Consider the following 18,725-nt stretch of genomic DNA (forward strand, 5'->3'; position numbering starts at 1 on the left):
GTAGACGGAATAGGTATTCACAGAGAGCCGGTATTGGTGGAAGCCGGTAATACTATCGTTTTACGACATCCCCTCCGAGTGGAGTGCTGAACGGCTTCGGCCAAATAGGTATTCCCGGTGGCCAGCTTAGCAGTGGTTACCGTTATCAACGGATAAGTTTAGCTTATCCATGAGGCTGCTGTTGTGCAGTAAACTAGGGTGGTACCATGAAGCATTTTCATCCCTAAGCAAAGAACATGTTTCTTTGCTTAGGGATGAAAATGCTTTTTTTTATTTCACCGAAGACAGAATCCAAAAGGAGGCGGACAGATTGGGAGTAAATGTAGAAGTGAAAGAAGAAACTGAACAAAAACTGAAAGGCAGCGGTGCTGAGATCCTGATTCAATCGTTGAAAGAGCAGGGTGTCGAAGTGATCTTCGGTTACCCAGGAGGGGCTGTATTACCAATCTATGATGCATTGCACAGAAACCCGATCCGTCATGTGCTCGCCCGGCATGAACAAGGAGCCATCCACGCCGCTGAAGGTTATGCAAGGGTGTCAGGAAAAACTGGAGTGGTCCTAGCGACATCCGGACCGGGAGCGACAAATCTTGTGACTGGAATCGCTGATGCCATGCTCGATTCGCTTCCGCTGGTAGTTTTCACCGGACAGGTTGCCAGTACGGTTATCGGAACTGATGCCTTTCAGGAGGCTGACATCATCGGCATCACGCAGCCGATTACGAAACACAATTACCAAGTGAAAAGTGTTGAAGATTTTCCGCGGATCATCAAAGAAGCATTCTACATCGCTTCAACTGGCCGGCCTGGCCCCGTGGTGGTGGATATACCGAAAGACATTTCAAATGGACTGTTGATGAACTATGTAGACGAAGAAGTTAATCTGCCAGGCTACCAGCCGACAACGCAGCCAAATTATTTGCAGATCCAGAAAGCGGCATTGGCGATAAGCAATTCAAGAAAGCCGCTGATCTTAGCGGGAGCTGGGGTGCTTGCTGCAAAAGCGGCATCGGAACTTCGAGAATTTGCGGAACGGCATAATGTGCCGATCACAAACACTTTGCTGGGTCTCGGAACTATTGATGGCAACCATAATTTATTCCTTGGAATGGCCGGGATGCACGGAACGTATACGGCGAACACGGCAATTTGTGAATGTGATGTGCTGTTGAATATCGGAGCCCGATTTGATGACCGGCTGACCGGCAATCTGGCCCATTTCGCACCGAATGCAAAAGTGATCCATATCGATATCGACCCTGCTGAAATCGGCAAAAATGTTCCGACAGCCATACCGATTGTCGCGGATGCAGGAGAAGCGCTCCGGGCGTTATTGAACCAAGATATCGAGTCGCCGGATACGGCCGAGTGGCTGGCAAGCCTAGCAGCCAATAAAACCGAATATCCGCTGCAGTATAAAGCGGATAAGGAGCGCGGCATCCTCCCCCAGCAAGCCATCGAATTGATTCACCGGCTGACGGGTGGAGACGCAATCGTCACTACCGACGTAGGGCAACATCAAATGTGGGCAGCGCAATATTATAAATTCAATCATCCGCATAATTGGGTGACTTCAGGCGGATTAGGAACGATGGGCTTCGGCTTCCCGGCAGCGATCGGCGCGCAGCTCGCTCGACCAGATGAAAAAGTGATCTCGATTGTCGGAGATGCCGGCTTCCAGATGACGTTGCAGGAGCTGTCGCTGCTGCAGGAACTGCGGCTTCCGGTAAAAGTTGTGATCATGAACAACCAAAGCCTTGGGATGGTTCGGCAATGGCAGGAAACATTTTATGAAGAACGCTATTCACAGTCACTGATCCATGTGCAGCCTGATTTTGTGAAGATGGCTGAAGCATATGACATCGCGGGATACAAAGTGGAAACGATGGAGCAGGCTGAAGCGGTTTTCAAAGAGGCATTCGAGTCTAATGAACCGTGTTTGATCGATTGCCGGACCGTGCAGATGGAAAATGTCTATCCGATGGTAGCACCAGGCAAGGGGCTCAATGAAATGATCGGGGTGAAGAACGAATGAAACGGGTTATAACCACAACAGTAATCAACCAAAGCGGTGTTTTAAACCGCGTGACGGGTTTATTGATGAAACGGCAGTTTAATATTGAAAGCATTTCGGTTGGACATACGGAGCAGCCGGGAATGTCGAAAATGACGTTTGTCGTCAATGTCGAAGATGCCGGCAAGCTGGAGCAATTGCTGAAGCAGCTGCAGAAACAGATTGATGTCATCAAAGTCAATGACATCACCGACAAGGCGATGGTCATGAGGGAGCTGGCAATCGTTAAAGTGGTCTCTCCGCCAGCTGTCAGAAATGAGCTTTACGCTATTGTTGAACCTTTCCGGGCGACGGTAGTGGACATGAGCAAAAACGTCACCACTTTCCAAGTGGCAGGCGATCCGGAAAAAATCGAGGCTTTCATCGATCTGATGCGGCCTTACGGCATTAAAGAAGTGACGCGGACAGGTGTTTCCGCTTTTGTTAGAGAAACCCAGAAAACGCCTGCAGCGCAATTATCGATTCTATAAAACAAAAACCGAGGAGGAAATTAAAAATGGCGAAAATGTATTATAACCAAGACGTAAACGAACAGGTATTAAAAGGACGGACAATCGCGGTGATCGGATATGGTTCACAGGGACATGCACACGCACAGAACTTGAAAGATTCCGGGTTTGACGTAGTAGTGGGTGTTCGCAAAGGAAAATCATTCGACCAAGCGCAGGAGGACGGCATGAAAGTTGCTACTGTAGCAGAAGCGGCGGAAGCGGCGGATGTCATCATGGTATTGGTGCCGGATGAGCGCCAGACACAAGTTTATAACGATGAAATCAAACCGGCATTGAAAGCTGGAAAGTCACTGGTTTTCGCCCACGGCTTTAATGTTCATTTCAACCAGATTGTTGCTCCAAACGATGTGGACGTGTTCCTGGTAGCGCCAAAAGGGCCGGGCCATCTTGTGCGCCGCACATACGAATCAGGCGCCGGCGTTCCCGCTTTGATCGCAATCCACCAAGATGTATCAGGCCAAGCGCAGGAAACAGCATTAGCTTACGCGAAGGGCATCGGCGCAACACGAGCGGGTGTACTTGAGACGACGTTCAAGGAAGAAACGGAAACGGATCTTTTCGGCGAACAGGCAGTGTTATGCGGCGGTGTAACATCGCTGGTGAAAGCCGGATTTGAAACATTGGTGGAAGCGGGATATCAGCCGGAAGTGGCGTATTTCGAATGCATGCACGAGTTAAAGCTGATTGTCGACTTGATGTACGAAGGCGGATTGTCAGGCATGCGTTATTCAATCTCCGATACAGCGCAATGGGGCGACTTCGTATCCGGCCCGCGCATCGTCGATGCAGATACGAAAGTCCGCATGAAAGATGTATTAACGGATATCCAGACAGGCAAGTTCGCCAAAGGCTGGCTGCTTGAGAACCAATTAAACCGTCCGGAGTTCACAGCGATTGAAAAAGCGGAAGAAAATCATCAAATCGAGCAAGTGGGACGCGAATTGCGCGCCATGATGCCATTCGTCAATGAAGGGAAAAAGACAAAAGAAAAAGAGGTGGTCGCCAGTGCGCAAAATTGACATCTTTGATACGACGCTAAGAGACGGTGAACAATCGGCAGGCATCAACTTGAATACCGCTGAGAAAATCGAAATCGCCCGCCAGCTTGAACGTTTTGGCGCGACGATCATAGAGTCAGGATTCCCAGCGGCCTCTCCGGGGGATTTCGATGCTGTGCAGCGCATTGCGGGCACCGTCAAAAATTCCATCGTCACAGGGTTGGCACGTTCGGTTGAAAGCGATATTTCAAGAGCGTGGGAAGCGCTGAAAGGCGGCGAACAGCCACATGTCCATATTTTCATAGCGACTTCTCCGATTCATATGGAACATAAATTGATGAAGACGCCGGAACAAGTGATGGAAACGGCTATCGCTTCTGTAAAATATGCGAAAAAATTCTTCCCGCTGGTCCAATGGTCGGCGGAAGATGCTTCAAGGTCCGACCCGGAATTTTTGGTCCGCATCATCCGCAAAGTCATCGAAGCAGGTGCGACAACGATCAACCTGCCGGATACAGTCGGATACGCCACGCCAGCTGAATATGGCGCGATGTTCAAATACGTGACGGATAATGTCATCGGCATCGAAAACGTCAAATTATCGGCCCATTGCCACAATGACTTGGGAATGGCGACAGCGAATACGCTGGCAGCCATCGAAAACGGCGCGACGCAGGTGGAGGGAACAATCAACGGCATCGGTGAACGCGCAGGAAATGTGGCGTTGGAAGAAATTGCCGTTGCGCTGCATATCCGTAAACAAATTTACGAGATTGAGACCGGCATCCAGTTGAAGGAAATCAAGCGCACAAGCCAATTGGTCAGCCAATTGACAGGCAGCTTGATTCAGCCCAATAAAGCGGTGGTCGGAAAAAATGCCTTTGCGCATGAATCCGGCATCCACCAGGACGGCATGCTGAAAAACCCATTGACCTACGAAATTATTACGCCGGAATTGATCGGCGATGCATCGACGCAATTGGTGCTCGGCAAACATTCCGGCAGACATGCTTTCAAAGACCGCGCCATCAAAATGGGCTTTGAGTTAAGCGATGAAAAATTGAACCAAGCATTTGTGGAATTCAAGAAACTGGCCGACAGCAAAAAAGAGATTGTCGAAGACGATTTGTTCGTCTTGCTGACTGACCAGCAAATAAATGATAAAGAAGTGCCGGTCTATGAACTGGAAAGTGTGCAAGTGCATTACGGCACAGCGAACATTCCGACCGCTACTGCATCAGCGTATAAGCCGGATGGCGAACTGATTCGGGATTCGGCAACAGGCGCCGGTTCGGTAGAAGCGATATTCAATAGCTTGGAGCGGCTTGTGGCTGGCAAAGTCCACATTCTGGATTACCGGGTGACGTCAATCGGCAAAGGCCGCGATGCATTAGGTGAAGCCGTCATCAACATGACGTATAACGGGGAAACCGTGACAGGGCGCGACGTGGCACAGGATGTACTGGAAGCGACCGCGAAAGCGTATTTAAATGCAGTCAATCGCCAATTGGTGAAGGCGGGACAAAAAATCAGTGTCGCAGCAGGGTGACCCACAACAAGATTGAAAGAGGAGGAATTTTAATGGAGAAAACAATAGCAGTATTGCCAGGAGATGGAATCGGACCAGAAGTGACAGAGGCAGCAGTGAAGGTGCTGCAATCCATTGCGATGCGCTATGGCCATACCTTCCACCTGAAGCATGCATTGATTGGCGGGAGTGCGGTAGATGCACATAATAGTCCGCTGCCGGAAGAAACGGTGGCTGCATGTGAAGCGAGCGATGCGATTCTCCTGGGTGCAGTCGGAGGAGTGAAATGGGATAACCATCCAGCCCATTTGCGTCCGGAAAAAGGTTTGCTGAATATCCGCAAGCATTTTGATTTATTCGCGAACATCCGACCTGTTAAAGCAGTGCCGGCATTGCTTGGGTCTTCTCCATTAAAAGAAGAGGTCGCGAAAGATGTGGACATGGTCATCGTCCGCGAATTGACAGGCGGGCTGTACTTTGCTGAACCGAAACGCCGTTCTGAAAAATCAGCGGTTGATACATTGGTATATACGCGCCGGGAAATCGAGCGGATTGTCGACCAGGCATTCGAAATTGCCCGCGGGCGCAGAGGCAAAGTGACGTCGGTCGATAAAGCGAACGTCCTTGAAACGAGCAAATTATGGCGTGAAGTTGTGGAAGAGCGGAAAGCGGCTTATCCAGACGTCGAAGTCGAGCATATGCTGGTCGATTCGGCCGCGATGAAATTGATCACCGATCCCCGCCGCTTTGATGTCGTTGTGACAGAGAATATGTTCGGTGACATCTTAAGCGATGAAGCGTCGGTTATCACGGGATCGCTTGGCATGCTGCCATCCGCGAGTGTCCGCACAGACGGCTTCGGCTTATACGAACCGGTACACGGATCCGCGCCAGATATCGCGGGGCAGAATAAAGCCAACCCGTCAGCGGCGATCTTGTCGGTTGCCATGATGCTGCGCCATTCATTCGGCCTGCATTCAGAAGCTTCCGCAATTGAAGAAGCGGTAATGGGCGTGCTGGAAGATGGCTATTGCACAGGGGATTTGACGACAGCCGGCAAACGGACTGTTTCGACTGAAACTTTCGTGACGAAAGTCATCGAGGAAGTCGAACGGGAATTTGTATCTGAACACATCATGTATTCTTACGTTTAAGCAAAGGAGCGGGCGCACGATGGCAAAAACGATTATTGAAAAGATTTGGGAACAGCATATCGTCTATGAAGAGGCGGGAAAGCCGGACCTTTTATACATCGACCTTCATTTATTGCATGAAGTCACTTCACCGCAGGCGTTCGAAGGCCTGCGGCTGAATGGCCGCAAAGTGCGGCGGCCGGATTTATGCTTTGCGACGATGGACCACAATGTGCCGACGCGCAACCGCGATCAAATCACCGATCCGATTTCGCGCAAGCAGATCGCAACTTTGCAGCAAAACTGCGATGAGTTCGGGGTTCCGCTTGCGGGCATCAATCATCCCGACCAAGGCATCGTGCACGTCATCGGACCAGAGCTTGGGCTGACGCAGCCGGGCAAGACGATCGTTTGCGGCGATAGCCATACGTCGACACACGGCGCGTTCGGCGCGCTGGCGTTCGGCATCGGCACAAGTGAAGTCGAACACGTGCTATCAACACAGACATTATGGCAATCAAAGCCTAAAACGATGGAAATCCGCATCGACGGTGAACTGGGCTTCGGCGTTTCTTCGAAAGATGTCATCTTGGCGATCATCGCCAAATTCGGCATCGACATGGGAACAGGGCATATCGTCGAGTATACGGGCGATGCCATCCGCAACTTGTCGATGGAAGAGCGCATGACGATCTGCAATATGTCGATTGAAGCGGGAGCGCGCGCTGGGCTGATCAGCCCGGACGACACGACGATCGACTATTTGAGAGGCCGACGCCATGTGCCGCAAGACGAGGCGTTTGAAGAAGCTGCTGCGAAATGGCTTGAGTTGGCGACAGATGAAGATGCGCAATACGATGTGTCGCTCTCCATCCACGCCGATGAAATCTCGCCGTTCGTCACTTGGGGCACCAATCCTTCGATGGGTTCAGGAATTGCAGGCCATGTGCCGTTTGCTGCGGATTACGAAGAGCAGGAAGACCGGGATGCGCTGAAACAGGCGCTGGATTATATGCACCTTGAAGAAGGGGCGGCATTGTCGTCAATTCCGATCCAACACGTCTTTATCGGTTCCTGCACGAATGCACGCTTAGGCGATCTACGGGCAGCTAGCGCCATTGTAGAAGGCCGTACAGTCCATCCATCTGTAACGGCGATTGTCGTACCGGGGTCAGAAACTGTAAAGCGTGCTGCAGAAGAGGAAGGGCTCGATAAAATCTTCCTGGCCGCCGGATTTGAATGGCGCGAAACGGGATGCAGCATGTGCCTGGCGATGAATGAAGATTCTGTTCCGGCAGGAGAACGCTGTGCATCCACTTCCAACCGGAATTTCGAAGGGCGCCAAGGAGCGGGTTCAATGACTCACCTTGTCAGCCCGGTGATGGCCGCTGCAGCTGCAATTGAAGGGCATCTGACAGATGTCCGGAATTATATGAAAGAACCTGTGCCGAGTGCATAACAACACCAAAGGAAAAGGAGGCCGCTTGCAATGAAGCCCATCAACCACATCAATAGCGTCTTGACCCCCCTGGAACGCAAAAATGTCGATACCGACCAAATCATCTCGAAAGAGTTTCTGAAGCGCATCGAACGGACCGGGTTCGGCAAGTATTTATTCTATCATTGGCGATTCCGTCCGGATGGTGCACCGGAAGAAAGCTTTGTCCTGAACGATCCGCGTTTCAAAGGCTCCGAAATTCTGGTCGCACAAGAGAACTTCGGTTGCGGCTCCTCACGCGAGCATGCCCCATGGGCGATTCAAGATTACGGGTTCAACGTCGTCATCGCGCCAAGCTTTGCGGATATCTTCTATAATAACTGTGTGAAAAACGGGATTTTGCCAATCCGTTTGGCGCATGCGGAAGTGGACGAGCTGATTCAAAAAGGCAAACAGGAGCCTTACCGGCTGGAAGTCGATTTAGAGGCACAGACCGTAGCAGGCCAGGACGGCAGCCGCTATTCGTTCACGATCGATCCGTATTGGAAAGAGATGCTGCTAAAAGGCTGGGACGAGATTGCGCTGACATTCCAATTCGAATCGCATATTACGGCATATGAAGCAAAACAAGGCGTGTAACATTCTACTATTACAAGAGGAGATGATCTGCTTGGGAATTCGTACAGTACAGTAGGCTTATTTAATGCATTCGAGAGGTTGGCGCCCATTGTCCATCGCACGCCGTGCAAGCAATCCAGTACGCTGAATGCCATCACCGGCAGCGAGGTTTCATTGAAACTGGAGAACTTGCAGAAAACGGGTTCGTTCAAAGTCCGCGGCGCGTTCAATAAAATCAGCCAGATGACGGAATTGGAATGCGCACGGGGAATCATTGCCGCTTCGGCGGGCAACCACGCGCAAGGTGTGGCACTGGCAGGGCGTGAAAAGGGCGTGCCGGTGACGGTATTTATGCCTGAAGGCACTCCGGAAACGAAAGTGCTGGCGACGCGCCAATACGGTGCCCGAGTTATCATTGCCGGGAAGAATTTCGACGAAGCATACGCAGCGGCGAAAAGGGAGCAATTGGCTACGGGTGCAGCGTTTGTCCATCCGTTTGACGATTTGGCCATCATCGAAGGGCAGGCGACAGTTGCAATGGAGATGCTGCAGCAATGCCCCGACCTGGATACAATCGTTGTACCAGCCGGCGGCGGCGGCCTGCTTGCAGGGACAGCTATCGCCGCCAAGCTGATGCGGCCGGAAATCCGGGTCATTGGCGTGCAGGCGAGAGCCCCTTCCTCTATCGCGTCCATTTTCCACGGCACCAATAATACGGCGGTGCCATTTCTGCCGACCATGGCGGAAGGCATCAAAGTGAAAGAGCCAGGAAAATTGACGACGAAAATCATCCAGGCTTACGTAGACGATGTCATCACCGTCAGTGAGCAGGAAATCGCCTCAGCGATCCTTTTTATGCTTGAACGTGAAAAGATGCTTGTCGAAGGAGCGGGAGCAGCGGCGGTTGCTGCAATGCTCTTTCGACATCTCCCATTTGATTCGGCGCGAACGGGCGTTATCGTCAGCGGCGGCAATTTCGACATCGCCAGACTCGAAGAATGCAGAAAAACCGCTACTGATATCGGTACGGCAAGTTCTTATTAATAGTAGAAGCCCTTTGCTATCCGGCAAAGGGCTTTTTGGCGGGCTGCGGAAAAGTCGGTTTTTTCAGTATGATGGAAATGCGTGCAGAGCGGTTGACATCCTTTTAGGGATTTGTTAATTTAATAAAGTACTTTAACGCTTTAGCAAACTAAAGGAGAATCCATAAATGAATGCAGTAGTGATTGCCGTAATTATCATGCTTGTCTTGAGCCTTCTCCGTGTCAACGTCGTGTTCGCTTTGTTGATCGGTGCACTGGCGGGGGGGCTAGCTGGAAACTTGTCATTTGCAGAAACCATCACCGCCTATACCGACGGACTTGGGGCAGGGGCCACCATCGCGCTCAGCTACGCCATGCTTGGCGGGTTCGCCGTAGCGATCTCGCGCACAGGAATTCCTGAATTGCTGGTTTCTGGCGTCTTGAAGCTCGTCAATAAAGAAGGGGAAGCAACTAGGGAAAACCTGGCGAAAGCATTAATCATCTTTGCGCTGCTGGTGATGGCTATCTTTTCACAGAACCTCATCCCGATTCACATCGCTTTCATCCCGTTATTGGTCCCGCCGATTCTACACATCCTAAACGAACTGCGCATCGACCGCCGTTTGATTGCTAGCGTGCTGACTTTCGGTTTGACTGCGCCCTATATTTTGCTGCCGTATGGCTTCGGGCTGATTTTCCATGAAATTGTTGCCACGCAGATGGAACTTGCAGGATTGCCGATTGATATGGCGGATATTCCGAAAGCGATGGCCATTCCAGTTGCCGGCATGGCGCTCGGCTTGATCATCGCCGTCTTCATTGCGTACCGCAAGCCGCGTGATTATCAGACCGAGCTTACTACTATAGAAGAAACCCGTACGAAAAAAGCATCGAAGAAAGATATTATTGTTACCATTCTGGCTTTGATTGCTGCGCTTTACGGGCAGATCCAGACAGAATCAATGATCATCGGCGCGCTTGCCGGAATCCTCGTATTGTATATCTTCGGTGCGATGAAATGGCGCGACGCAGACGATGTGCTGACAGCCGGCATGCGCATGATGGCCTTTATCGGCTTCGTCATGATTTCGGCGAATGGTTTTGCTTCCGTCATCCAAGCGACCGGTGCCATTGAGCCGCTGGTGGCAAGCTCCTCCGATTTATTCAATGGCAATAAAGGAGCGGCTGCGCTAGCGATGCTCATCATCGGCCTCGTCGTCACGATGGGCATCGGCTCATCGTTCGCGACCATTCCGATCATCGCTGCCATCTTCGTGCCGCTCAGCATGGAGTTCGGCTTCTCGACGCTGGCGATCATCGCCTTGATCGGAACAGCGGGCGCACTCGGCGACGCCGGGTCTCCGGCCTCCGATTCTACGCTCGGCCCGACAGCCGGACTGAACGTCGACGGGCAGCACAACCACATCTGGGATACGTGCGTGCCAACGTTCATCCATTACAATATTCCGCTCGTCGTGTTCGGCTGGATTGCGATTATGCTGCTCGCTTAAAGGTGAATGTTCGGACTATTATCGTATCGGTTGTATAAAGGAAAAATCCTGTTATAATAAAAAAAGCGAATCAGAAAGAATTTCGTGGAAAGCCTTGCGGAATTCTTTTTTCTTTTGTATAATGGTGAATGTTGGTCTTTGACTGCGATGAAGCGAGAGGTTACCGATACACCCGGCCGCTTTGCCATGGCGAGTGATTGGAAAATTTTCGTGGAGAATGTCTATCCAAAATAGGCGAAAGGGAGGGAAAATAATGGCAAAACAAAAAATTCGTATCCGTTTAAAAGCATATGATCATAGAATCCTAGATCAGTCTGCTGAGAAAATTGTGGAAACAGCTAAACGTTCAGGCGCTAGCGTATCGGGTCCGATACCGTTGCCAACGGAAAAGTCAGTTTACACGATCTTGCGTGCTGTCCATAAGTACAAAGATTCTCGTGAGCAATTTGAAATGCGCACACACAAACGTCTAATCGATATCGTTAACCCGACACCACAAACTGTCGATGCGTTGATGAAACTTGATTTACCGTCAGGCGTTGACATTGAAATTAAACTTTAATCGGTGAACGAAATAGAAAAAACACAAAAATTGCAGGAGGTGTGACAACATGACCAAAGGAATCTTAGGTAGAAAAATCGGTATGACGCAAGTTTTTGCTGAGAACGGTGATTTAATCCCTGTAACTGTAGTTGAGGCTGCTCCAAACGTAGTGCTTCAAAAGAAAACAGTTGAGGTTGACGGCTACGAAGCAATCCAATTAGGTTTTGAAGACAAGCGCGAGAAGCTTGCCAACAAACCTTCTAAAGGACACGTAGCAAAAGCGAACACTGCTCCTAAGCGCTTCATTCGCGAACTTCGCAATGTAAACTTAGCTGATTACGAGATTGGTCAGGAAGTCAAAGTAGATGTATTCGCAGAAGGCGACATCGTAGATGTCACTGGAACAACAAAAGGTAAAGGTTTCCAAGGTGTTATTAAACGCCACGGACAATCCCGCGGACCAATGTCCCACGGATCGCGTTACCACCGCCGTCCAGGTTCAATGGGCCCGGTTGCCCCTAACCGCGTTTTCAAACAGAAGAAATTACCTGGTCAAATGGGTGGAACGACAATTACGATCCAAAACCTTGAAATCGTCAAGGTTGATGTGGAACGCAACTTGCTTCTAATCAAAGGTAATGTTCCTGGTTCACGCAAAGCGATGCTTCGCGTAAAAACAGCTATCAAAGCTAACTAATCATTTTTTTGAGGAAGGAGGAAACACGAATGCCTAAAATAGCTTTATTAAATCAAACAGGTTCACAAGTTGGCGACATCGAATTGAACGACTATGTATTCGGTATCGAACCAAATGAATCAGTGTTATTTGACGCAGTAGTGATGCAACGCGCTTCACTTCGCCAAGGTAACCATAAAGTAAAAAACCGTTCTGAAGTAGCAGGCGGCGGTAGAAAACCATGGCGCCAAAAAGGAACAGGACGTGCTCGTCAAGGGTCGATCCGTTCACCACAATGGCGCGGCGGCGGTGTTGTCTTCGGACCGACACCACGTAGCTACAGCTATAAATTGCCTAAGAAAGTACGTCGTTTAGCTCTTCGCTCTGCTCTTTCATCGACAGTAGTTGGAGAAAAATTGATGGTACTTGAAGGTTTGTCGTTTGACGCACCAAAAACAAAGTCATTTACACAATTGATGGGCGACCTTTCAATCGGTAAAAAAGCTTTGTTCGTAACTGCTGACCTTGATGAGAACGTAGCATTGTCTGCGCGCAACATCAAAGGCATGACAGTGGTGTCGGCAACTGGCATCAACGTATTAGACCTGCTTGGACATGACAAAGTCGTTATGACAAAAGCAGCGATCGAGAAAATTGAGGAGGTGCTTAGTTAATGGAAGCACGTGATATTTTAAAGCGTCCGGTCATTACTGAGCGTTCTTCTGAAGTAATGGCAGATAAGAAGTACACTTTTGAAGTGGACACTCGCGCAAACAAAACACAAGTTAAACATGCAGTTCAGGAAATCTTCGGAGTTCAAGTTGAGAAAGTCAACATCATGAACTACAAAGGGAAATTCAAACGCATGGGCAAACACGCAGGATACACTAACAAACGCCGCAAAGCGATCGTTAAATTGACTGCTGACAGCAAAGACATCGAATTGTTCGATATTTAATTTCTTATAAGTTCTTAAAGAACTACTAACGAAGGAGGGAAATAACGTGGGGATTAGAAAATACAAACCTACCACTAACGGTCGTCGTAATATGACGAGTTCGGATTTCGCTGAAATCACAACGAACAAGCCTGAAAAATCGCTTCTACAACCAACTAAGCGTAAAGGCGGCCGTAATAACCAAGGTAAAATTACTGTACGCCATCACGGTGGTGGACATAAACGCCAATACCGTGTTATCGATTTCAAACGTAACAAAGATGGCATTCCAGGACGCGTTGCTACAATCGAGTACGATCCTAACCGTTCTGCGAACATCGCATTGATCAACTATGCTGATGGAGAAAAACGTTACATCTTGGCTCCTAAAGGACTCACAGTTGGAACGCAGATCATGTCAGGCGTTGAAGCTGATATCAAAGCAGGTAACGCACTTCCGTTATCGAACATCCCAATGGGTTCTACAATCCATAACATTGAATTGAAGCCAGGCGGCGGCGGACAACTTGTACGCTCTGCAGGAACTTCAGCTCAGGTATTGGGTAAAGAAGGAAAATACGTAACAGTTCGTTTGCAATCAGGCGAAGTTCGCATGATCCTTGCTACTTGCCGTGCTACTATTGGCGCTGTAGGCAACGAGCAACACGAATTGATCAACATTGGTAAAGCAGGACGTAACCGCTGGAAGGGCAATCGCCCAACAGTCCGCGGATCTGTAATGAACCCTAACGATCACCCACACGGTGGTGGTGAAGGACGTTCGCCAATCGGACGTAAATCACCAATGTCTCCATGGGGCAAACCAACTCTTGGATACAAAACGCGCAAGAAAACGAACAAGTCAGACAAGTTCATCGTGCGTCGTCGTAAAAAATAATTTGATTCCGCTGCGGTTCAATGAAAGAACCGTGGTGCGATCACGAAGGGAGGACCTCAAATGGGCCGCAGCTTGAAGAAAGGACCTTTTGCTGATGATCATCTTTTGAAAAAAGTTGACGCACAAAAGGATTCTGAGAAAAAACAAGTGATTAAAACTTGGTCTCGCCGTTCTACAATTTTCCCGACATTCATCGGACTAACAATTGCAGTATACGACGGACGTAAACACATCCCTGTATACGTGACTGAAGACATGGTTGGCCATAAACTAGGAGAATTTGCTCCAACACGCAAATACGCTAGTCATGGTGCAGACGACAAGAAAACAAGACGTTAATTGAGAGGAGGATTTCCCCATGCAAGCAAAAGCTGTTGCTAGAACAGTACGTATTGCTCCTCGTAAAGTCCGTTTAGTAGTAGATTTAATCCGAGGCAAGCAAATCGGCGAAGCCGTTGCAATTTTGAACCACACTCCGAAAGCATCATCTATTGTTGTTGAGAAGTTGTTGAAATCTGCAGCTGCTAACGCAGAACATAACTACGAAATGGATCTGAACAACTTGTACATCAGTGAAGTATTCGTTGATGAAGGTCCGACATTGAAACGTTTCCGTCCACGTGCAATGGGACGCGCAAGCGCGATTAACAAACGTACAAGCCACATCACACTAGTGGTATCTGACAAGAAGGAGGGATAATTCGTGGGACAAAAAATACATCCAATAGGGATGCGTATCGGAATCATTCGTGACTGGGAGTCCAAATGGTACGCTGAAAAAGACTATGCGACACTTCTTCACGAAGATATTAAAATCCGTGAATACGTCGAAGCACGTTTGAAAGAAGCTTCAGTTTCTAAGATTGAAATTGAGCGCGCTGCAAATCGTGTAAACGTAACAATTCACACTGCGAAACCAGGTATGGTAATTGGTAAAGGTGGTTCTGAAGTAGAAGTGCTTCGCAACCAACTGAACACAATGACTGGCAAGCGTGTACACATCAACATCATTGAAATCAAGAGAGCTGACCTTGATGCGAGATTAGTAGCTGAAAGCGTAGCACGCCAATTGGAAAACCGTGTATCTTTCCGCCGTGCTCAAAAGCAAGCTATCCAACGCACTATGCGTTCTGGCGCTAAAGGGATCAAAACTCAAGTATCTGGACGTTTAGGCGGCGCTGACATTGCGCGTTCTGAACACTACAGTGAAGGTACTGTTCCGCTCCATACGCTACGCGCGGATATCGATTATGCGCATGCAGAAGCCGATACAACTTACGGCAAACTTGGCGTAAAAGTATGGATCTACCGCGGTGAAGTCCTTCCAACTAAGAAGAAATCTGAGGAAGGAGGCAAATAATATGTTAATGCCTAAACGCGTTAAATATCGTCGAGAGCACCGAGGCAAGATGCGCGGAGAAGCTAAAGGCGGCAAAGAAATCGCATTCGGTGAATTTGGTCTCCAGGCTTTAGAATCATCTTGGATCACTAACCGCCAAATCGAAGCAGCACGTATTTCCATGACTCGCTACATGAAACGTGGCGGTAAAGTATGGATTAAAATTTTCCCGCATAAACCTTATACGAAAAAGCCTCTTGAGGTACGTATGGGATCCGGTAAAGGTTCGCCTGAAGGCTGGGTAGCGGTTGTTAAAACTGGTAAAGTAATGTTCGAACTTGCTGGAGTATCTGAAGAAGTGGCACGCGAAGCATTGCGCTTAGCATCACACAAACTTCCGATCAAAACGAAGTTCGTTAAACGCGAAGAAATTGGTGGTGAATCGAATGAAAGCTAAAGAAATCCGTGACTTAACCACTGCTGAGATCGAACAAAAAGTGAAATCACTGAAGGAAGAGCTTTTCAACCTTCGCTTCCAATTGGCTACAGGTCAATTAGAAAATACTGCTCGCATCCGCGAAGTACGTAAAGCGATTGCCCGTATGAAAACTGTGATTCACGAAAGAGTACTCAGTGGCAATAACTGATAAATCGAGAGGAGGTTTGCAAGTATGACTGAGCGTAACCAACGCAAAGTATACACAGGCCGTGTTGTGTCTGACAAAATGGACAAGACCGTTACAGTAATGGTTGAAACTCAAAAGAAGCACTCATTTTATGGCAAACGTGTAAAATACTCTAAGAAATATAAAGCTCATGATGAGCTAAACGAAGCGAAAATGGGCGACATCGTTCGCATCATGGAAACTCGTCCGCTGTCAGCTACAAAACGTTTCCGTTTGATGGAAGTTGTAGAAAAAGCGGTTATTATCTAATTTAAATAATTTCGGAACCTAAGAAATTCCGAAGGGAGGTAACCTAAGTGATCCAACAGGAAACTCGTTTAAAAGTTGCAGACAACTCGGGTGCTCGTGAAGTACTAACAATTAAAGTGCTTGGTGGTTCTGGTCGCAAGACTGCAAACATCGGCGACGTAATTGTTTGTACCGTGAAGAAAGCAACACCAGGTGGCGTTGTCAAGAAAGGTGAAGTCGTTAAGGCTGTCATCGTTCGCACGAAAAGCGGAGCTCGCCGTAAAGACGGCACTTACATTAAATTTGATGAAAATGCATGTGTTATTATTCGTGACGACAAAGGTCCACGTGGAACACGTATTTTCGGACCTGTTGCCCGCGAACTTCGCGACAGCAACTTCATGAAAATCGTTTCACTTGCTCCTGAAGTTCTTTAATAAATCAATGTGCCATACCAAGGAGGTGCGACAGAATGCATGTTAAAAAAGGTGATACAGTTAAGGTAATCTCAGGTAAAGACAAAGGCAAAACAGGTGTTGTTTTGACAGCTCTACCTAAGAAAGACCGTGTGCTAGTTGAAGGTGTAAACATCATCAAAAAGCATACAAAACCGAACCAGGCAAGCCCACAAGGTGGGATTGTCAGCCAAGAAGCAGCGATTCACGTTTCTAACGTAATGTTAATCGACCCTAAATCCGGCGAGCCGACTCGTGTAGGATACAAGGTAGAAGATGGTAAAAAAGTTCGTGTTGCAAAAAAATCCGGTGAAAAATTAGATAAATAAAAATTCCTGAATGAAGGGAGGTACACACATGAACCGCCTAAAAGAAAAATATGTGAATGAAGTCACTCCTGCTCTAGTGAGCAAGTTTGAATATAAATCAGTAATGCAAGTACCCCAAGTAGATAAGATCGTTATTAACATGGGTGTGGGCGAAGCTGTTCAAAACACTAAGTCCCTTGACACTGCTGTTGAAGAACTACAAACGATTTCTGGTCAAAAACCAGTTATTACCAAAGCTAAGAAATCTATCGCTGGCTTCCGTCTTCGTGAAGGTATGCCAATCGGATGTAAAGTTACACTTCGCGGAGAGCGTATGTATGACTTCCTGGATAAATTGATTGCTATCTCACTTCCACGTGTACGTGATTTCCGTGGCGTTTCGAAAAAATCTTTCGATGGACGCGGCAACTACACACTTGGTGTGAAAGAACAATTGATCTTCCCTGAAATCGATTATGATAAAGTTTCTAAAGTACGCGGTATGGACATCGTAATTGTAACAACTGCGAACTCTGATGAAGAAGCTCGTGAGTTATTAACACAATTCGGAATGCCGTTCCAAAAGTAAACGTGAGGGAGGCGTAAACGTGGCTAAAAAATCTATGATCGCAAAACAAAAACGCACGCCAAAGTTTAAAGTACAAGAGTACACACGCTGTGAACGATGCGGACGTCCGCATTCAGTATTACGCAAATTTAAACTTTGCCGTATTTGTTTCCGTGAACTTGCATATGTGGGACAAATTCCTGGCGTTAAAAAAGCCAGCTGGTAATCCCCTAATTTGGGAAGGAGGTAAATGTAATGACAATGACAGATCCGATTGCAGATATGCTGACACGCATTCGTAATGCAAACATGGTTCGTCACGAGAAATTAGAGCTTCCGGCTTCTAATGTGAAAAAAGACATCGCTGAAATTTTGAAGCGTGAAGGTTTCGTTCGTGACGTGGAATATGTTGAAGATGATAAACAAGGTATGATCCGGATTTTCTTGAAATACGGAGCTAATAACGAACGCGTTATTACTGGATTGAAACGCATTTCAAAACCAGGATTGCGTGTATACGCTAAAACTAATGAGGTGCCTCGTGTACTGAACGGTCTTGGGATCGCTTTGGTATCGACATCACAAGGTTTGGTAACTGATAAAGAAGCCCGCGCGAAACAAATCGGCGGAGAAATCATAGCATACGTTTGGTAATTAGCAACAAACGAATGGAGGTGCAAAGAAATGTCACGTGTAGGTAAAAAACCAATCGAGGTTCCTGCTGACGTTACTGTCACTATTGGCGACAATAACGAAGTAACTGTTAAAGGACCTAAAGGCGAGTTGACTCGCAAATTCAACAAAGATATCGCAATCGTTCTTGAAGACAACGTGGTAACATTATCACGCCCGTCTGAATCGAAAGATCACCGCACAATTCACGGAACTACTCGTGCTTTGCTTGCTAACATGGTTCTTGGAACTTCACAAGGATTCGAGCGTACGCTTGAATTGGTAGGGGTTGGATACCGTGCTCAGCTGCAAGGTCAAAAATTGGTTCTTAACGTAGGTTACTCTCACCCGGTTGAATTCACTCCGGAAGAAGGCCTTACAGTTGAAGTTCCAGCTAACACAAAAGTTATCGTTAAAGGCATCGACAAAGAACGCGTTGGAGCTCTTGCTTCTAACATCCGCCAAGTTCGTCCGCCAGAGCCGTATAAAGGCAAAGGTATCCGTTACGAAGGTGAGAAAGTTCGCCGCAAAGAAGGTAAAACAGGTAAATAATGCTGCTTAGGCAGGATGAAAGGAGTGA

At 48.1% G+C, this 18,725-nt stretch carries 26 protein-coding genes; all 26 read left to right on the forward strand.

The features are described from left to right. The first annotated feature begins 310 nt into the window (after positions 1–310). The 26 genes from ilvB to rplF all read left to right on the forward strand — a co-directional run bounded on the left by ilvB (position 311) and on the right by rplF (position 18,697). Positions 311–2,035 carry a biosynthetic-type acetolactate synthase large subunit gene (gene ilvB, locus QMA09_RS12355; protein WP_290213324.1) on the forward strand — a complete coding sequence of 575 codons (1,725 nt, stop codon included), beginning with the start codon at positions 311–313 and terminating at the stop codon, positions 2,033–2,035. Continuing rightward, positions 2,032–2,544: an acetolactate synthase small subunit gene (gene ilvN, locus QMA09_RS12360; protein WP_135500622.1), complete on the forward strand. Its 513-nt coding sequence runs from the start codon at positions 2,032–2,034 to the stop codon at positions 2,542–2,544. The genes ilvB and ilvN overlap by 4 nt, the downstream gene beginning before the upstream one ends. Before the next feature lie 26 nt (positions 2,545–2,570). Continuing rightward, positions 2,571–3,605, forward strand: a complete 1,035-nt coding sequence (ilvC, locus tag QMA09_RS12365; protein ID WP_135500623.1) for a ketol-acid reductoisomerase — start codon at positions 2,571–2,573, stop codon at positions 3,603–3,605. Further along, the gene (locus QMA09_RS12370; protein ID WP_135500624.1) at positions 3,592–5,133 is read left to right on the forward strand and encodes a 2-isopropylmalate synthase; all 1,542 of its coding nucleotides are present in this window, start codon (positions 3,592–3,594) and stop codon (positions 5,131–5,133) included. The genes ilvC and QMA09_RS12370 overlap by 14 nt, the downstream gene beginning before the upstream one ends. A gap of 32 nt (positions 5,134–5,165) precedes the next feature. Then, on the forward strand, positions 5,166–6,266 hold the full coding sequence (gene leuB / locus QMA09_RS12375; protein ID WP_290213325.1) for a 3-isopropylmalate dehydrogenase: 1,101 nt from the start codon (positions 5,166–5,168) through the stop codon (positions 6,264–6,266). Positions 6,267–6,285: 19 nt separating this feature from the next. Then, on the forward strand, positions 6,286–7,704 hold the full coding sequence (gene leuC, locus QMA09_RS12380; RefSeq protein WP_135500626.1) for a 3-isopropylmalate dehydratase large subunit: 1,419 nt from the start codon (positions 6,286–6,288) through the stop codon (positions 7,702–7,704). 30 nt (positions 7,705–7,734) lie between these two features. Next, entirely contained in the window at positions 7,735–8,322 is a 588-nt protein-coding gene (gene leuD, locus QMA09_RS12385) for a 3-isopropylmalate dehydratase small subunit (protein WP_135500627.1), read from the forward strand. 78 nt (positions 8,323–8,400) lie between these two features. Continuing rightward, positions 8,401–9,345: a threonine ammonia-lyase gene (locus tag QMA09_RS12390; protein WP_290213326.1), complete on the forward strand. Its 945-nt coding sequence runs from the start codon at positions 8,401–8,403 to the stop codon at positions 9,343–9,345. A 166-nt stretch (positions 9,346–9,511) separates the two neighbouring features. Continuing rightward, entirely contained in the window at positions 9,512–10,834 is a 1,323-nt protein-coding gene (locus tag QMA09_RS12395) for a Na+/H+ antiporter family protein (protein ID WP_135500629.1), read from the forward strand. A 253-nt stretch (positions 10,835–11,087) separates the two neighbouring features. Beyond that, the gene (gene rpsJ, locus QMA09_RS12400; protein WP_004233624.1) at positions 11,088–11,396 is read left to right on the forward strand and encodes a 30S ribosomal protein S10; all 309 of its coding nucleotides are present in this window, start codon (positions 11,088–11,090) and stop codon (positions 11,394–11,396) included. Between the two features lie 49 nt (positions 11,397–11,445). Then, positions 11,446–12,075 (forward strand): 50S ribosomal protein L3, encoded by a 630-nt coding sequence (gene rplC, locus QMA09_RS12405; protein ID WP_135500630.1) that lies wholly within the window; start codon positions 11,446–11,448, stop codon positions 12,073–12,075. A gap of 29 nt (positions 12,076–12,104) precedes the next feature. Then, positions 12,105–12,728, forward strand: coding sequence for a 50S ribosomal protein L4 (rplD, locus tag QMA09_RS12410; RefSeq protein ID WP_290213327.1), 624 nt, complete (start codon positions 12,105–12,107; stop codon positions 12,726–12,728). Continuing rightward, positions 12,728–13,012: a 50S ribosomal protein L23 gene (rplW, locus tag QMA09_RS12415; RefSeq protein WP_135500632.1), complete on the forward strand. Its 285-nt coding sequence runs from the start codon at positions 12,728–12,730 to the stop codon at positions 13,010–13,012. Before rplD ends, rplW begins: the two co-directional genes overlap by 1 nt. A gap of 46 nt (positions 13,013–13,058) precedes the next feature. Further along, positions 13,059–13,889 (forward strand): 50S ribosomal protein L2, encoded by an 831-nt coding sequence (gene rplB / locus QMA09_RS12420; RefSeq protein WP_135500633.1) that lies wholly within the window; start codon positions 13,059–13,061, stop codon positions 13,887–13,889. Between the two features lie 60 nt (positions 13,890–13,949). Then, positions 13,950–14,228, forward strand: a complete 279-nt coding sequence (gene rpsS, locus QMA09_RS12425; RefSeq protein ID WP_135500634.1) for a 30S ribosomal protein S19 — start codon at positions 13,950–13,952, stop codon at positions 14,226–14,228. Positions 14,229–14,247: 19 nt separating this feature from the next. Continuing rightward, complete coding sequence (gene rplV / locus QMA09_RS12430) at positions 14,248–14,589, forward strand: 50S ribosomal protein L22 (RefSeq protein ID WP_135500635.1); 342 nt, start codon at positions 14,248–14,250, stop codon at positions 14,587–14,589. A gap of 3 nt (positions 14,590–14,592) precedes the next feature. Continuing rightward, the gene (gene rpsC, locus QMA09_RS12435) at positions 14,593–15,249 is read left to right on the forward strand and encodes a 30S ribosomal protein S3 (RefSeq protein ID WP_135500636.1); all 657 of its coding nucleotides are present in this window, start codon (positions 14,593–14,595) and stop codon (positions 15,247–15,249) included. A 1-nt stretch (position 15,250) separates the two neighbouring features. Beyond that, positions 15,251–15,685: a 50S ribosomal protein L16 gene (gene rplP, locus QMA09_RS12440; RefSeq protein ID WP_036803910.1), complete on the forward strand. Its 435-nt coding sequence runs from the start codon at positions 15,251–15,253 to the stop codon at positions 15,683–15,685. Beyond that, on the forward strand, positions 15,675–15,875 hold the full coding sequence (rpmC, locus tag QMA09_RS12445; RefSeq protein ID WP_135500637.1) for a 50S ribosomal protein L29: 201 nt from the start codon (positions 15,675–15,677) through the stop codon (positions 15,873–15,875). The genes rplP and rpmC overlap by 11 nt, the downstream gene beginning before the upstream one ends. Before the next feature lie 24 nt (positions 15,876–15,899). Further along, positions 15,900–16,163, forward strand: a complete 264-nt coding sequence (gene rpsQ, locus QMA09_RS12450; protein ID WP_135500638.1) for a 30S ribosomal protein S17 — start codon at positions 15,900–15,902, stop codon at positions 16,161–16,163. A gap of 47 nt (positions 16,164–16,210) precedes the next feature. Beyond that, positions 16,211–16,579 carry a 50S ribosomal protein L14 gene (gene rplN / locus QMA09_RS12455; RefSeq protein WP_135500639.1) on the forward strand — a complete coding sequence of 123 codons (369 nt, stop codon included), beginning with the start codon at positions 16,211–16,213 and terminating at the stop codon, positions 16,577–16,579. A gap of 35 nt (positions 16,580–16,614) precedes the next feature. Beyond that, positions 16,615–16,926 carry a 50S ribosomal protein L24 gene (rplX, locus tag QMA09_RS12460; protein WP_183736526.1) on the forward strand — a complete coding sequence of 104 codons (312 nt, stop codon included), beginning with the start codon at positions 16,615–16,617 and terminating at the stop codon, positions 16,924–16,926. A 28-nt stretch (positions 16,927–16,954) separates the two neighbouring features. Continuing rightward, positions 16,955–17,494, forward strand: coding sequence for a 50S ribosomal protein L5 (rplE, locus tag QMA09_RS12465; protein ID WP_135500640.1), 540 nt, complete (start codon positions 16,955–16,957; stop codon positions 17,492–17,494). A 19-nt stretch (positions 17,495–17,513) separates the two neighbouring features. Beyond that, positions 17,514–17,699, forward strand: coding sequence for a 30S ribosomal protein S14 (rpsN, locus tag QMA09_RS12470; RefSeq protein WP_006828941.1), 186 nt, complete (start codon positions 17,514–17,516; stop codon positions 17,697–17,699). Positions 17,700–17,728: 29 nt separating this feature from the next. Next, complete coding sequence (gene rpsH / locus QMA09_RS12475; RefSeq protein ID WP_006828942.1) at positions 17,729–18,127, forward strand: 30S ribosomal protein S8; 399 nt, start codon at positions 17,729–17,731, stop codon at positions 18,125–18,127. 30 nt (positions 18,128–18,157) lie between these two features. Next, the gene (gene rplF / locus QMA09_RS12480) at positions 18,158–18,697 is read left to right on the forward strand and encodes a 50S ribosomal protein L6 (protein ID WP_135500641.1); all 540 of its coding nucleotides are present in this window, start codon (positions 18,158–18,160) and stop codon (positions 18,695–18,697) included. Positions 18,698–18,725 lie beyond the last annotated feature (28 nt).

Source organism: Planococcus sp. APC 3906 (assembly GCF_030407685.1).
GTDB classification, from domain to species: Bacteria; Bacillota; Bacilli; order Bacillales_A; family Planococcaceae; genus Planococcus; species Planococcus koreensis.

Coding starts and splice junctions, on each gene's coding strand:
- ilvN (WP_135500622.1), top strand. CDS start 2,032: ATGAAACGGGTTATAACCACAACAGTAATCAACCAAAGCGGTGTTTTA.
- rplX (WP_183736526.1), top strand. CDS start 16,615: ATGCATGTTAAAAAAGGTGATACAGTTAAGGTAATCTCAGGTAAAGAC.
- rplW (WP_135500632.1), top strand. CDS start 12,728: ATGGAAGCACGTGATATTTTAAAGCGTCCGGTCATTACTGAGCGTTCT.
- rplF (WP_135500641.1), top strand. CDS start 18,158: ATGTCACGTGTAGGTAAAAAACCAATCGAGGTTCCTGCTGACGTTACT.
- ilvC (WP_135500623.1), top strand. CDS start 2,571: ATGGCGAAAATGTATTATAACCAAGACGTAAACGAACAGGTATTAAAA.
- rplV (WP_135500635.1), top strand. CDS start 14,248: ATGCAAGCAAAAGCTGTTGCTAGAACAGTACGTATTGCTCCTCGTAAA.
- rplD (WP_290213327.1), top strand. CDS start 12,105: ATGCCTAAAATAGCTTTATTAAATCAAACAGGTTCACAAGTTGGCGAC.
- leuD (WP_135500627.1), top strand. CDS start 7,735: ATGAAGCCCATCAACCACATCAATAGCGTCTTGACCCCCCTGGAACGC.
- rplP (WP_036803910.1), top strand. CDS start 15,251: ATGTTAATGCCTAAACGCGTTAAATATCGTCGAGAGCACCGAGGCAAG.
- rplC (WP_135500630.1), top strand. CDS start 11,446: ATGACCAAAGGAATCTTAGGTAGAAAAATCGGTATGACGCAAGTTTTT.
- leuC (WP_135500626.1), top strand. CDS start 6,286: ATGGCAAAAACGATTATTGAAAAGATTTGGGAACAGCATATCGTCTAT.
- rpmC (WP_135500637.1), top strand. CDS start 15,675: ATGAAAGCTAAAGAAATCCGTGACTTAACCACTGCTGAGATCGAACAA.
- rpsH (WP_006828942.1), top strand. CDS start 17,729: ATGACAATGACAGATCCGATTGCAGATATGCTGACACGCATTCGTAAT.
- rpsJ (WP_004233624.1), top strand. CDS start 11,088: ATGGCAAAACAAAAAATTCGTATCCGTTTAAAAGCATATGATCATAGA.
- rplE (WP_135500640.1), top strand. CDS start 16,955: ATGAACCGCCTAAAAGAAAAATATGTGAATGAAGTCACTCCTGCTCTA.
- leuB (WP_290213325.1), top strand. CDS start 5,166: ATGGAGAAAACAATAGCAGTATTGCCAGGAGATGGAATCGGACCAGAA.
- rpsS (WP_135500634.1), top strand. CDS start 13,950: ATGGGCCGCAGCTTGAAGAAAGGACCTTTTGCTGATGATCATCTTTTG.
- QMA09_RS12395 (WP_135500629.1), top strand. CDS start 9,512: ATGAATGCAGTAGTGATTGCCGTAATTATCATGCTTGTCTTGAGCCTT.
- rpsQ (WP_135500638.1), top strand. CDS start 15,900: ATGACTGAGCGTAACCAACGCAAAGTATACACAGGCCGTGTTGTGTCT.